The sequence below is a fragment of the Lysinibacillus parviboronicapiens genome, assembly GCF_003049605.2.
Lineage (GTDB): Bacteria > Bacillota > Bacilli > Bacillales_A > Planococcaceae > Lysinibacillus > Lysinibacillus parviboronicapiens.
In genome coordinates this window covers 3,978,008-3,992,461 of sequence record NZ_CP073713.1, presented here as the reverse complement: position 1 = coordinate 3,992,461, position 14,454 = coordinate 3,978,008, and the positions used below count along the sequence as shown (strand labels likewise).

At 38.4% G+C, this 14,454-nt stretch carries 13 protein-coding genes; 6 read left to right on the top strand and 7 right to left on the bottom strand.

Going from position 1 to position 14,454, the window contains the following annotated elements; all coding sequences use genetic code 11:
- Positions 1-38 precede the first annotated feature (38 nt).
- From tpiA to C9J31_RS19290, 4 genes are all read left to right on the top strand, one after another.
- Positions 39-800 (top strand): triose-phosphate isomerase, encoded by a 762-nt coding sequence (tpiA, locus tag C9J31_RS19305; protein WP_054767973.1) that lies wholly within the window; start codon positions 39-41, stop codon positions 798-800.
- A complete protein-coding gene (gene gpmI, locus C9J31_RS19300; protein ID WP_107949329.1) occupies positions 793-2,334 on the top strand; it encodes a 2,3-bisphosphoglycerate-independent phosphoglycerate mutase in 1,542 nt (513 codons plus the stop codon). Before tpiA ends, gpmI begins: the two co-directional genes overlap by 8 nt.
- Before the next feature lie 2 nt (positions 2,335-2,336).
- Positions 2,337-3,629, top strand: a complete 1,293-nt coding sequence (eno, locus tag C9J31_RS19295; protein WP_107949327.1) for a phosphopyruvate hydratase — start codon at positions 2,337-2,339, stop codon at positions 3,627-3,629.
- A gap of 218 nt (positions 3,630-3,847) precedes the next feature.
- The gene (locus tag C9J31_RS19290) at positions 3,848-4,669 is read left to right on the top strand and encodes a methyl-accepting chemotaxis protein (protein ID WP_107949325.1); all 822 of its coding nucleotides are present in this window, start codon (positions 3,848-3,850) and stop codon (positions 4,667-4,669) included.
- Positions 4,670-4,746: 77 nt separating this feature from the next.
- Here the strand turns inward: C9J31_RS19290 and dltD are convergent, their stop codons facing one another.
- The 7 genes from dltD to C9J31_RS19255 form a co-directional block, all read right to left on the bottom strand.
- The gene (dltD, locus tag C9J31_RS19285; RefSeq protein ID WP_107949323.1) at positions 4,747-5,922 is read right to left on the bottom strand and encodes a D-alanyl-lipoteichoic acid biosynthesis protein DltD; all 1,176 of its coding nucleotides are present in this window, start codon (positions 5,920-5,922) and stop codon (positions 4,747-4,749) included.
- Positions 5,919-6,152, bottom strand: a complete 234-nt coding sequence (gene dltC / locus C9J31_RS19280) for a D-alanine--poly(phosphoribitol) ligase subunit 2 (protein ID WP_054768007.1) — start codon at positions 6,150-6,152, stop codon at positions 5,919-5,921. Before dltC ends, dltD begins: the two co-directional genes overlap by 4 nt.
- Positions 6,153-6,174: 22 nt before the next feature.
- The gene (gene dltB / locus C9J31_RS19275) at positions 6,175-7,338 is read right to left on the bottom strand and encodes a D-alanyl-lipoteichoic acid biosynthesis protein DltB (RefSeq protein WP_107949321.1); all 1,164 of its coding nucleotides are present in this window, start codon (positions 7,336-7,338) and stop codon (positions 6,175-6,177) included.
- The gene (gene dltA, locus C9J31_RS19270) at positions 7,335-8,807 is read right to left on the bottom strand and encodes a D-alanine--poly(phosphoribitol) ligase subunit DltA (RefSeq protein ID WP_107949320.1); all 1,473 of its coding nucleotides are present in this window, start codon (positions 8,805-8,807) and stop codon (positions 7,335-7,337) included. The genes dltB and dltA overlap by 4 nt, the downstream gene beginning before the upstream one ends.
- Positions 8,808-8,824: 17 nt before the next feature.
- Positions 8,825-8,962: a teichoic acid D-Ala incorporation-associated protein DltX gene (locus C9J31_RS19265; RefSeq protein ID WP_054767976.1), complete on the bottom strand. Its 138-nt coding sequence runs from the start codon at positions 8,960-8,962 to the stop codon at positions 8,825-8,827.
- Between the two features lie 1,007 nt (positions 8,963-9,969).
- On the bottom strand, positions 9,970-11,625 hold the full coding sequence (locus C9J31_RS19260; RefSeq protein ID WP_107949318.1) for an alkaline phosphatase: 1,656 nt from the start codon (positions 11,623-11,625) through the stop codon (positions 9,970-9,972).
- A gap of 137 nt (positions 11,626-11,762) precedes the next feature.
- The gene (locus C9J31_RS19255; RefSeq protein ID WP_107949316.1) at positions 11,763-13,025 is read right to left on the bottom strand and encodes a transglutaminase domain-containing protein; all 1,263 of its coding nucleotides are present in this window, start codon (positions 13,023-13,025) and stop codon (positions 11,763-11,765) included.
- Positions 13,026-13,213: 188 nt separating this feature from the next.
- Here C9J31_RS19255 and secG point away from each other — a divergent pair, with 188 nt between their 5' ends.
- The gene (gene secG, locus C9J31_RS19250) at positions 13,214-13,441 is read left to right on the top strand and encodes a preprotein translocase subunit SecG (RefSeq protein ID WP_010857413.1); all 228 of its coding nucleotides are present in this window, start codon (positions 13,214-13,216) and stop codon (positions 13,439-13,441) included.
- Between the two features lie 254 nt (positions 13,442-13,695).
- Positions 13,696-14,442 (top strand): alpha/beta hydrolase, encoded by a 747-nt coding sequence (locus C9J31_RS19245; RefSeq protein ID WP_107949314.1) that lies wholly within the window; start codon positions 13,696-13,698, stop codon positions 14,440-14,442.
- Positions 14,443-14,454 lie beyond the last annotated feature (12 nt).

Sequence of the window (14,454 nt, the reverse complement as noted above, 5' to 3'; positions counted from 1 at the left end):
GTTAGTTCGGGAAAAATAAAAGATAGGGGACACCAACGATGCGTAAACCAATTATTGCAGGAAACTGGAAAATGTATAAGACATTTGATGAGGCGATACAGTTTGTCGATGCCGTACAGGACAAACTCCCTTCAAATGACAAAGTAGATGCTGTTATTTGCGCACCGGCGCTATTCTTGCCAACACTTGTACAGGTAGCTAGCGAATCTGAGCTAGCCATTGGTGCACAAACGATGCATGACGCAAATGAGGGTGCTTTTACCGGAGAAATTAGCCCAGCACAACTTGCGAGTGTTGAAGTAGACTATGTGATCTTAGGACATTCTGAACGACGTGAATATTATAATGAAACTGATGAAGCGGTAAATAAAAAGGTCGCAGCAGCTTTGGCACATAGTATTGTACCAATAATATGTTGTGGTGAAACGCTTGAGGAACGAGAAGCAGGTATTACAGAACGCAAGGTAGCTGGCCAAATTACTGCAGCACTTGCTGGTTTTTCTGCACAAGAAGTAGAGCATATGGTCATCGCCTATGAACCTATTTGGGCGATTGGCACAGGTAAAACTGCAACAGCGGACGATGCCAACCAAGTATGTGGCGCGATTCGTGCAGTTGTGAAAGAACTTTATGATGGTGAAACAGCAGAGGCTGTGCGCATTCAATACGGCGGTAGCGTGAAACCAGACAATATTAAAGAATTATTAACGAAAGAACATATCGATGGTGCACTAGTTGGTGGCGCGAGCTTACAACCAGATTCATATTTGAAATTATTGGAGGCGGCAGCAAATGCCTAAAAAGCCAGTAGCATTAATTATTTTAGATGGCTTTGCATTTCGTGATGAAACATTCGGAAATGCAGTAGCGCAAGCAAAAAAACCAAATTTTGATCGTTATTGGAATCAGTTCCCACATTCAACATTAACTGCGTCTGGTGAAGCTGTAGGGTTACCAGACGGACAAATGGGGAATTCTGAGGTTGGACACTTAAATATCGGTGCTGGCCGTATTGTGTACCAAAGCTTAACACGTCTAAATAAATCAATTCGTGAGGGCGACTTCTTTACAAACCAAGCTTTTTTAGATGCGATAGCACATGCCAAAGCACATAACTCGAAGCTACATCTCATGGGCTTACTATCAGATGGTGGTGTGCATAGCCATTATCAGCATTTGTTTGCCTTATTGAAATTGGCGAAAGAGCAAGGGTTAGCGGATGTATTTGTTCATGGTTTCTTAGATGGTCGTGATGTTGGTCCAACAACAGCCATTGCCTATATTGAAGAAACGGAAAAACAAATGGCTGACATCGGCATTGGTCAATTTGCCTCGATTCATGGACGTTACTATGCCATGGATCGTGACAAACGCTGGGATCGTGTAGCACTCACTTACAACGTATTAGTTGATGGAGTCGGTCAATCAGCAGAAAGTGCAAAAGGGGGCATAACTGAATCGTATGAACGCGAGGTAACAGATGAATTTGTAATACCTTTTAGTGTTCAAGAGCATGGAGAAGCGGTGGCGACAATTGGTGATAATGACGCTGTGATTTTCTTCAATTTCCGTCCGGATCGAGCGATTCAACTATCTAAAGTGTTTACGAATAGTGATTTCAATGGCTTGGCCTTATCGGCAAACCATCCTAAAAATTTAAAATTCGTATCTTTCACGCATTATAGTGATGAAGTGAATGCACAAGTTGCCTATGAAAATGACAACTTAAAAAATACGGTTGGTGAAGTGCTAGCCTCTAATGGCAAAACCCAGCTTCGTATTGCAGAAACAGAAAAGTATCCACATGTTACATTCTTTATGAGTGGTGGACGTGAGGACAAATTTGCTGGTGAAGAGCGTATTTTAATTGCTTCTCCCAAAGTAGCGACATACGATTTAAAACCTGAAATGAGTGCTTATGAAGTAACAGAAGCATTGCTTGCAGAGATTGCTGCTGAAAAATTTGATGGTATTTTATTAAATTTTGCGAACCCAGATATGGTTGGGCATAGTGGGATGTTAGAACCAACAATTAAAGCAATCGAAGCAGTAGATGAATGTCTAGGTAAAGTAGTAGATGCCCTACTTGCAAAAGGTGGCGCAGCTATTATTACAGCTGACCATGGTAATTCGGATGAAGTGATGACTTTAGAAGGACAGCCAATGACAGCTCATACAACAAACCCTGTTCCAGTGATTGTGACAAAATCAAATATAATGTTAAGAAATGGTGGTATTTTAGCCGATTTGGCGCCTACCATGTTAGAATTATTAGAGGTGTCACAACCTATTGAAATGACAGGTCAATCATTAATTAAAAAAGAGGAGAATTAATTATGCCATTTATTACACAGATTTATGCGCGCGAAGTTTTAGACTCACGTGGGAACCCAACAGTAGAAGTAGAAGTATTTACGGAATCAGGCGCTTTTGGCCGTGCGATCGTGCCATCTGGTGCATCTACAGGTGAATACGAAGCAGTAGAATTACGCGACGGTGACAAATCACGTTACCTAGGCAAAGGTGTATTAAAAGCAGTTGAAAATGTAAATACAATAATTGCAGAAGAATTAGAAGGTAACTTCTCTGTTCTTGACCAAGTTGTCATCGACAAAGCTTTAATCGAGCTTGATGGCACAGAAAACAAAGGAAAGCTAGGCGCTAATGCAATTTTAGGCGTATCAATGGCAGTGGCACATGCTGCGGCAGATTATTTAGATGTACCTCTTTATCAATATCTTGGCGGTTTCAACTCAAAACAATTACCAGTCCCTATGATGAACATCATAAATGGAGGTGCTCACGCTGACAACAACGTAGATATTCAAGAATTCATGGTAATGCCTGTAGGGGCTGAAAGTTTCCGTCATGCACTACGCATGGGCGCTGAAATTTTCCATAACTTAAAAGCCGTATTAAAAGACAAAGGCTACAATACAGCTGTCGGTGATGAAGGCGGTTTTGCACCAAACCTTGGTTCAAACGAGGAAGCAATTACAGTAATTATTGAAGCAATCGAAAAAGCTGGCTATAAAGCAGGTGAAGAAGTGAAACTTGCAATGGATGTTGCTTCATCTGAGTTATTCAACAAAGAAGATGGCAAATACCACTTAGATGGTGAAGGCGTTGTGAAAACTTCTGAGGAAATGGTTGATTGGTACGATGAGTTGACTGCTAAGTATCCAATTATCTCTATCGAAGACGGCTTAGACGAAAATGACTGGGCTGGTCATAAGTTATTAACAGATCGTATTGGTTCTCGCGTACAATTAGTAGGTGATGATCTATTCGTAACAAATACACAAAAATTAGCTGCTGGTATTGAGCAAGGCGTAGGAAATGCTATCCTTATTAAAGTGAACCAAATCGGTACTTTAACAGAAACATTTGAAGCAATTGAAATGGCGAAACGTGCTGGCTATACAGCTGTTATTTCTCACCGTTCAGGTGAATCAGAAGATGCTACGATTGCTGATATCGCTGTAGCAACAAACGCAGGTCAAATTAAAACAGGTGCTCCATCACGTACAGACCGTGTTGCGAAATATAACCAACTACTTCGCATCGAAGATCAACTTGGTTCAACAGCAGAGTATCTTGGATTAAATTCTTTCTATAATTTAAAATGATTGTCATTGATGTTTAATTGCTTGATACATTTCGAATGTCGAGCAGTTCACTCAAATAAATTGCCTCAGAAGTATATGAATGCTTTTGAGGCAATTTTTTTAGGTAGCAGTGCTTATTTTTGTTATTTAAAATAAATTGTATAACTGTTATGGAGGAAAAAAATTGAAGTTTTCCAACTTCATATAGGCTATAATTGAAACAAATAAGGAGGAATAGTATGGGCGTATTGCAATCATTAGTTGAGACTTTACCGGTTTTTCATGAAGTATTTAATAACGACATTGCCATTACATTAAATGATAAAGACACAAGGAAAGTACTATTTATAACAGATGGTACAAAGGTAAAAACACAGTTGAAGGTTGGCTCTATCGCTGAGAATACACCAGATTTTCAGCAAGTGGTGAAAGGGAAAATTATTAAACGTAGTATTCCAACAGAACATTTTGGTATTCCAATAAATAGTGAAATCTATCCTGTACGTGAAAATGGTGCAGTTGTAGGGGTATTAAGCTTGCTCTTTCCGATAGAGGCACAGGGTAAAGTGGAAGCTTTTATGGAAAGCCTGCAATCTATTATTCAAGAATTACAGTCGAAAATACATACTATCGCAGCACATTCTGAAGAATTATCAGCAACGAGTGAATCGATTGCTGAGAAATCTCGCCATGCGTTAGAGAACTCGTCTCGCTCTAATGAGGTGACGGACTTCATCAAAACGATTTCCAAGCAAACAAATTTACTAGGCTTAAATGCATCTATTGAGGCAGCACGTGCAGGACAATATGGTGCTGGATTTAATATTGTGGCACAAGAAGTACGTAAACTTTCGAGTGAAACGTCCACTGCGACAGAACAGATTGAAACATCCCTTAAAACAATTACAAGTAATATACAAGCCCTTATGGAAAGTGTCGGGCATATAGAAGCTGCCTCGAACGAACAAGCAGAGCTCGTGCAACAGTTTAGCGATGCTATCGAAAAGCTCAGTGATGTCAGTGGACAAATGGCGCATTATGTGAAGGAAGTATTGCGTTAGACATCTTTTAAATATTGTAGTTAAAGGGTCAGCCCTGAGTGATAAATACGATCACTTAGGACTGACCCTGTTTGTTTTTAAGATTGTTCCCAATATTTATCGAGTTCCTGGTCTAGGTATACCCAGCCCTTCCACGCAATATGAATCGTATCCATAATAAAATATGGATCATACTCGTGGTCAGAAAAATCGACATACGGCACATCTGCAGCTGTTAATACTTGCTCCATCTTTTTGTAATACTCCTGACGACGATCTTGTGGATAGTGTCCGTAATCATACCAGCGACCATTAACTGGAATAGACACGAATAGAGGCTTTGCACCTGCATCCTTCAACACATCAATGACTAACTGAAAATCCTTATATTCAGGTGATTCAGTATAGTTTTCATGTTTACGGAAGCCCTCTAACTTTTTAAGGTTAGAATTTTCCAGTCGCTTGTAAAACTTATTTTCAATCATTAATTCATTTGAGACACGTTTTTCTCCGTAGGCCTCTGCATGTTGTAGTTGCTGTTCAAATGTTTGATTAGTAATAAGCTTGTCATTACTTTTTAAATTATGAGACTTATGAGGGAAAAGAGAGTAATATAAATCCTTTTTCTCTAGTAATGCTTTATGCACATGACCTGCCATCATAGCAAAACGCCCCATAATTGGATTTTCCTTACCATCAGACATTTTATATTGATACATAGTTTGTAAGAGATGGTCACGCTTTACCGTATCGAATTGCAGTAGACGTTCCATCGCATCATTTCGAAGTGTGGCATCGATTTCCTTATTAAATGCTAAATCATAGGCATGTAACATGGAATAGTTGGGCGAGAAATGAAGCTCTCCCATGCCTTTTTCTGTGAACCATTGTGGCGAAATGATAAAGACAATTTTTTTATCTTTTAAATTTTTCTCTTGTGCAGCAAAATTTAAAAAGTGTGTTATGGATTGCATACCCCCACGTCCAATCATAAATGTCGAATAGGGGGCATCCGTAGCACGCACGTAATTATAAGGATGAAAGGGGTCAAAACGATTTAACTCCGAAGAACCGTATAATGGCATAGAATTAGACTCTTGTAACATGCGTTCCTGTAAATACATGCCTTGAAACATCAAGGGGGCCATACTGGTCTTTGCTTGTTCAACATGTGCGTCTGAAATCCATGCCTTTATCCAAGAATTCGGAAAGAAAACAAAGGCAGCAAATAGAACAAATGCTACTAAAAGTGCTAAAAAACCTTTTTTAATCATTGTCTTTCAGCTAATTTCGCAGCAATACGATTAGGCGTGTTCCATTCCTCACGATTAAAATCTGTGATTGGCACTGAGATATCAAAGCGAGTTTCAATTTCTACTAATAGATTGATGGTACCAAAAGAATCAAGAAGCCCTTCTTCAAATAAATCGATGTCCGTGTTTTCTAACACTATATCATCCTCACATAAGTCTACGAGCATTTCTAGTATTTGTTGTTTTTCCATTTTAATCATTCTCCTTTAGTGTTTAAAATAATTGACCTGAAAAAATATAGAAACCAAAACAAACCGCATTAAAGGTGATAAATATGCCTATTGCATGTGTCCATTTATTTTTTGGCCAGCGTTTATGTTTTTTGTTCCAGCGTTCAAATTTATCGAAGCTGATAATTAGCATGGCATGATACAGTCCGTACACGACATAGTGCCATTCGAGTCCATGCCAAATACCCATTAAAAAGAACAGTAAAAAGAAGCCAAGATACGAAACAGTGTACTTGTTTTTAATCCATTTTTTTTTCGTCATCCATAGCACAAACCGCATATAGACATAATCTCTAAACCAGAAGGAAAGGCTCATATGCCAGCGATTCCAAAAATCTTTAATATTACGACTTGTAAACGGTCGGTTAAAGTTAATCGGTGTTTGAATGCCCATAATGCGACTAACACCAACAGCAAATGCACTGTAACCCGCAAAATCGAAAAATAAATAAAAGCTGTACATATACATATACGCTATATGTCCTTGAAAAGGTGTCAAATAGTTATACGTATGGTTAGGTAAATAAATAAGCGTATAATTATAAATAAGGTAAGCTAAAATAAATTTATATAAAAAACCTACAAATATATAGTTAATGCCACTGAACAGTAGCTTTTGATAGTCATTAGCAGAGGGCACTGTTTGCATATCTTTATAAAAGCGGCGCCAGCGATCGATTGGACCGGAGGATACTGTTGGAAAGAACAATAAGAAGTATGCAAGTTCTATCACAGAAATTTTATCTTTTATCAGGCCATCGCGTGTTTCTAAAATCATTTGTACAGATTTAAAGGTAATGTAGGACACGCCAAGAAAACCAAATAAATGATGTAGCCCTAGAATTGGTAGTACCTTCACAAGTACCAGTGGAAAAATAGCAAGTACTACGGCTATGACAAATACCATAGTGCTGTTTTTTTGCAACCGATATTTTTGGTAACTAATAATCAGTACTAATTGGAATAAGGTGAAAAGTACAAGTGAAACAGTACCGTTGACTGAATGACCGAAAATAATGGCTAAAATAACTATTGAAATAAAAATATTATAGCGCTTGGCCGTTTTCCCGCTTAGTCCTAATAGAATAGTAGGTATCAATAAAATACTAATTATGATGAAAAAAGTGATATTTCCATAAGGCGTCATACTTTCTCCATAACCGCCAATCCTTTACGATCAACCTTACCATTTGTATTTAAAGGTAATGAGTCGATGTATATGAATTTTTTTGGAATCATGTAAGAAGGTAATCGATCCGATAATAAAGATTTAAGCTGTTTCGTCATCTGAAATGCCGAATCTAAAAGCTGGTCACGAAGAACAATATAAGCACTTAGCGATACAATGTCATCCCCTTTTATCACAGGAACAACGACACAGCCATTTACAGGCGATAAATCGCCAATCTGTTTTTCAATTTCTTCAATTTCTAATCGATAGCCATGCAATTTCACCTGGAAATCCGTTCGGCCTGCAAAGAATAAGTAACCATCCTTTTCATAGCCAATATCCCCTGTTTTATAAACACGAGAGCCCTCTACTGAAGGAAATGCCTTTGACGTTAAATCTGGTGCTCCAAGATAGCCTGCACTTACAGTTGGCCCAGAGATGATAATCTCACCATTTTCGTGTAGAGATAGATTAGGCTCAGTCATAGAAGCAATCGGTAACTGTTCAAATCGTTGCAAAAGTTCTTTAGTTACTTCAACGTATGAAACGGCAACTGTTGTTTCAGTCGGTCCATATAAATTGAAGATAGAAGCTTGTGGGAAGCGAAGCATTAATTCTTTTACGACTTTTTTAGGCAAAATCTCGCCACAGAACAAGAAAGTATTTAACGCGGGCATTAATCCCTGATGCCAATCCTTATTCATCAAACACATTTTGGCAAAGGACGGGGTAGAAGTCCACACACCTATACCTGAGCCTGCTAAATCATCGAATAATGACTTTGGATTCGAAATTTGTTCGTGCGTGATGGCGTAAAGCGTGTGTCCCCCAACTAGTGAAGGATACAAATCCATCACAGACAGATCAAAGGAGTAAGGTGCTTGATTTAGAAATACACCTGATTGCTGGATAGGGAAGTGCTCATTCATCCAAGCTACAAAATGAGCTAAATTATTTGCCGTAATTTGGACACCTTTTGGCTTCCCAGTAGAGCCTGATGTGTAGATGATGTAATGAATCTCTTGATCTTTTACCCAAGTGGTAGGCTGAATTGTCGTGTTTGTTTTTTGTGTCATACAGTCGCTTACTGCTACTACGGGAATGGATAGGGGCGTAGTTAATTCCTCTGTCGTAAGTAACAGGCAAGCTTCTGATGCTTCTATAATGACTTGAAGGCGCTCCGCTGGTGTAGAAGAATCGACGGGTACATAAGGATGCCCTGATTTAACGGTGCCTAAAAAAGCAACAAGCTGTAAAGGGGACATATGTCCGTAAACAATAATAGGCTGTTGTCTTGTTAACTTTAGTGCCATTAAATGATGTGCTAAACAATCCGAGTAATCCCAAAGTTCACCATATGTTATTGACTCATTATTGGTTTCGTAAGCTGGATGATTAGGATTTTGTAGGGCCGCATCTCGAATAGCGGCTATTACACTTAACATATTAAAATCTCCTTTTTCTAAAATTCCGTATATATAAATGGCCCGGCGTTCATATCATGGAAGCCATGAATTAAAAATAGTAATACCAAGACGATGAAATAAAACAGTGTCAAACCTATAAAACGTAGATGCTCATTTTTTTTGATGGATTGCATCTATCCACCTCCAATTTTTAAAAAATGTAAGTAATAACAACTTGTGTAAATATACTAGATTACGAGTTATTATTTCAAGTTATTTTTGTATATTTATTTTTTAACACTGTTTTGACGGTATGTGTAGAAAAATGTTGCTAATTCATAGCGAATTCATAAAATAATAAGATTAAATTAAGATTAAATTAAGATTCATTGGAAGTAGATTGATATGAAGGGGAATGAGGGAATTTTTTTGAGTAAATGTTGTGAATCAGTTTATACGAAAATCGTTCAAAGAACAATAAGGTAAGGAAGAAAGAATGCGATATCATAAGTTGATTAACGCAACTTATGATATCGCATGATTTTTTATTTTTTTCAGCCTGAACGGTCAGTAAAAGGTCCATCGTGGTCGATGAACTGACCGTAAAGCCCGATTGGGTTCAACTAACAATCCGTGGGATAGAACACCCACGGAAAGAAGTTTCACTTTATCCCGCTAAACGGTCAGTAAGACTTCCCGTATGGTAAATGAACTGACCATAAAGCCCGATTGGGTTCAGCTAACAATCCGTGAAGCACGGAAAGAAGTTTCACTTACTCCCGCTAAACGGTCAGTAAGACTTCCCGTATGGTAAATGAACTGACCGTAAAGCTCGATTGGGTTCAGCTAACAATCCGTGAAGCACGGAAAGAAGTTTCACTTACTCCCGCTAAACGGTCAGTAAGACTTCCTACATGGTAAATGAACTGACCGTAAAGCCCGATTGGTTCAACTAACAATCCGTGAAGCACGGATAGGAGTTTCACTTACTCCCGCTAAACGGTCAGTAAGACTTCCCGTATGGTTAATGAACTGACCGTAAAGCCCGATTGGTTCAACTAACAATCCGTAGGAAAGAGCACCCACGGATTGGAGTTTCACTTTATCCCGCTAAACGGTCAGTAAGACTAAATGAACTGACCGTAAAGCCCGATTGGTTCAACTAACAATCCGTGGGAAAGAGCACCCACGGATTGGAGTTTCATTTTAGCGTATTTAATACTTTTTGTGAAATGTAGAATTCTGAGCCATTGTAAACATGGATTGTATCAAAAGTTTGCGTTTTTGAAGTTACTTCGCCATTCGTTGAAATTTGATCATAAATCACTATATTCTTGTTCACTGGAATGGTTACGGTCATGTCGTCTTTTTTAGCAATGAATTTTGGGTTCTCCTTATCAGTTAGGTCAATTTTTGTTGTAAAACCTTTTGCTGTTAATTCTTTCGTTGCAGGTTTATATAAATTGTCCGTAAGCTTAGCTAAATCAAAGTCCATAAACTGAGCCATTGCATGAGCTAAATCAGTATTTTCTACTAGGCCAGTCACTTTTGATGGACCGAATGAGTATAAGAATACATCTTCGCCCGTATGGCCACCCGTTGTAAAGCCGATATTTGCACGGTTAGCGAGCATTTTTACCATTTCACTGCTCAAGTCTTTTGCTGTGTTTAACGTGGAAAGTTCGTCCTCTGTTAAATTATCTAAACCGTATAATGCAGCTACTTCAATTAGATTTGATTTGTCTTCTTTTAATTGACTAAGCGCACCTTCAATTGTCATCGTTGCTTTTTTCAATGGGTCGATATAGGCAGAGACAGGGATGCTTGAATACGTACTTGTTGTATTGGCATTTCCCATCGTAATTCCGCTATTACCGTGGTCTGTTACGGCGATAACCATTGTGTTACCATCTTCTTTAGCAAAGTCAATTGCTTCTTTCACAGCATCATCGAACGATAAAATATCACTAATCATACCAATTGTATCGTTGGCATGTGCTGCCCAGTCTACCTTACTACCTTCCACAAATAAGAAGAAGCCGTCTTCATCTTTTTTGAGCGTATCAATGGCTTTGTTTGTCATTTCAGCAAGAGTTGGTTCTGAGGCTCTCGTTTTCGCACGGTCTAAATCATAGGCAAGTGCACTAGGTGCAAAGCTGCCCCAAATTTTAGCTGATTGACTATTTAGTAGCTCATCGCGTGTTTTAACAATTTCGTAATTCTTCTCTTGTAAGACATTCACTAAATTTTCGCCATCTTTACGAGCATTCTTCGTCGTCCCTGGTGAGAGCGATTCTAAACCGCCGCCTAATACGACATCTATGTTTTGATAAACTTGTTGCTCTGCTATTTCACCATATTGACTTCTATTGTTAACATGAGCAGAAAAGCCTGCTGGTGTGGCATGTTGAATTTCAGACGTGGAAATTAATCCAGTTGATTTACCCTGTTGCTTTGCCCCTTCTAAAACATTGGCTACAGGTTTAAAGCCGTCTTCTTGTGCAATCTGTTCTAGTCCTGGAGAGTTAATGACAGATGGTAAAACACCGACATATTTATCATTAGATTTATGGCCAGTTGCTAACGCCGTTGCAGCAGGAGCTGAGTCCGTGATAGCTGATTCAGCAGAGTACGTACGCATAGCACCCGTTAAAATTTCGTCCATTGCCAGGGCTTCACCTTTATACCAACGGGAAAGAGTGATGGCATTATTACTACTACCATCCATCACCAACATAATAACATTAGTTGGTTTCTTCACCTCTGCTGCTTGTACTGCTGGTTGCGTCATGCTAAGCGATGATAAGGTAATAGCACTTGCTAAAAACAATGAGCTCCATTTTTTTGAGTATTTCATGATTTTCCTCCTTTTAGGTGAATTCGTTACTAATTGTAAAGGAGTAATGTGAAGAGGAAATGATAGATTTGTTAATAGATTATGGTAATTTTGTTAAAGTGCGTATAGCTCATAACTAATACCTAATAAAAGAGTTCTTATTTAAGTACTTCTTCCATAATCTCACCGTCTATTGTTTCATAGTAAAGTACATCATTTTCCAAATTAAGATTAAGTACTTCCTGCTCGAGCAAAACTTCTTCACTGCCATCACTCGAAAGAATTTTTGTTAAGTAACCAGCATTATCATAATCACTACAATATATAGCATCGTGATGGACAGCTAAATAGTAGCACGATGTTTCTGTAATTTGCTTATTAACATTTGTTGCTAAATCATACTTATATACTTTGCCATCCTGAATGCTGTTATAGTAAATCGCGTTATTGGCTGTATCTGCATACCACATATTATGCATAATAGCATAGGCATCGCTTGTGGCAGCATGGTAGTTTTCTGTTTGCCAAAGATGATCTTGGCTTAGTTTTTCATCATTTAATAAAAAGTATTCGTAGGAAATTGCATACGGTTCACTGGCGTCGATGTCATTCCATGTTGTATCGATATGGTACCAATCGCCATCGACGTTCACTAAATTCCAGGCATGCAATTCGTCGTTACTATAGCCATATACGTAGTCAGCATCAAGACCAGCTGCCAAAAATAAACGATAGGCTAATAATGCGTAAGCTTGACAAACGGCAGTACCATCTTGAATAAGCTCATAAACGGTTTGACCTTCTGTAGCGCCTTGTTCTGTGTAAGTGGCTAGTAAAACAACGTGGTCATTTACGGCCTTCGCTCGTTCGAAATCATTCATATCATTTGAAATGTATGTATTCACAAAGTTTTTTACATAGGCATCGATATGCCCTTCTTTTTTAGCATCTGTTAAATAGGTAATATTTAATTTAACTGGGTACTCTTTATCTTCTTCCCAATATGTCCACTGATAGTCAAGGAAATAACCTGCTGTATAAGGGTTAACATGGGACAGTAAATTCGCCAGATCATTGAGTTGCTGCTCAAAGTCTTCACCCCGCAGTTTACCTGTATACGTCACTTCGAAGTCTTTCTCTAATTTTGCAATATGTTTTTCTATTTTTTTGATGAATTGGAGCAGTGCGGGGTCTTCGTCAAACAATGTGGTAGAAAAAAGATCATTGGTTGATATTTTAGAGGATAAAGCCTTACTTTCCGGGTGCTTTAGTTCTCCAGCAGATTCAGCAGTATCTTGGGAATCTTGGGATTCTTCAAGCGCCACCTCTTCTTCCGTTAGTGTTGTATCAATCTCACCTGCACAAGCCCCAAGTAAGCTTACTAGCCAAAGGAAAAGAACAAGCGGTATTTTTTTCTTCATACATAACCCTCCCGTTTTTAGATTTCAATACATTATATTCCGCAAAAATAGAAAGGTAATGCCATTTTAAAAGAAATCTACTAATAATAGACAAATATTGTGATTTTGTGATCTTCGATTGTCATGGTACCCTTTTTTTGTTATAATGTAGTGTGTTGTGATGTTTCAAAGTTCGGGAGGTGCAGTAGATGCATACAGTAGTATTAGTATCATTAGTTGTCGTATCATTAGCATTGGTTGTTGTTGTATTACTTCAATCAAGTAAAAGTGCAGGCTTGTCAGGTGCCATCTCGGGTGGAGCTGAACAACTATTTGGAAAACAAAAAGCACGTGGTATGGATTTAATTCTTCACCGCGCAACAATTGTGTTAGCAGTATTATTTTTTATTTTAGCAATCGCTATTACAAAAATCTAATAGTTGAAGATGTATCGCCTAACCACGCATGGTTGGGCGTTTTCTTTTATAGTCATTCAGAATAAGACGCCAAGTTGGTTGGCGAGTGGGTGTACATAAATTTATTGAGTGAAGATGACACTCCAGGGATGTCATGGGTTTTGAAAAGCGTTAGTTGAGCTGGCACAAATTCAAAATTCGGACGTATAACGTCAAGGCGTAATGGATTGTGGGTATAATAGACATAGATGTTTAATGATGAAGGAGAGCTTGCAATGAATAAATCACTATCACAGCCTTTTTTCTTTCAGGCAGGACCTCGTGCGGTACTATTATTGCATGGATTTACGGGTAGCTCTGCAGATGTGCGTATGCTAGGAAGATTTTTAGAGAAAAAAGGGTATACTACATTAGCACCTCATTATAAAGGTCACGGTGTGGAACCTGAAGAACTAATCACAACAGGCCCAGCGGACTGGTGGCAGGATGTTGTAGCGGCCTACCAACAATTACAGGAAGCGGGTTATCGAGAAATTGCCGTAGCAGGACTTTCACTAGGCGGTGTTATGGCTTTAAATGTTGCCTTAAATAATCCTGTAAAGGGCATCATTACGATGTGTGCACCTATGACAATGCGGACTACCGATGTTATGTTTGAAGGTGTATTAAAATATGCAAAAGACTATAAAAAATTTGAAGGAAAAAATGAAGCACAAATTGATACTGAAATTTCTGTCATTGCAGAGCAAGGCATGCCTTCTTTGCAAGATTTACGTGACTTTATCTCACAGACACGTAAGGAAATCGATATGATTTATGCGCCAATTTTTGTCATTCAGGCTACTAATGATGAGGTAATTGAGACAGAATCTGCCAACATTATATATAATCAAACTGAGTCACTTGAAAAACACATCAAGTGGTATGAAAACTCAAAGCATGTTATTACACTAGATCAGGAAAAAGATCAATTACATGAGGATATTTTGCGTTTTTTAGAAAGCTTAAATTGGGCACACTAAAATGTATAGTTA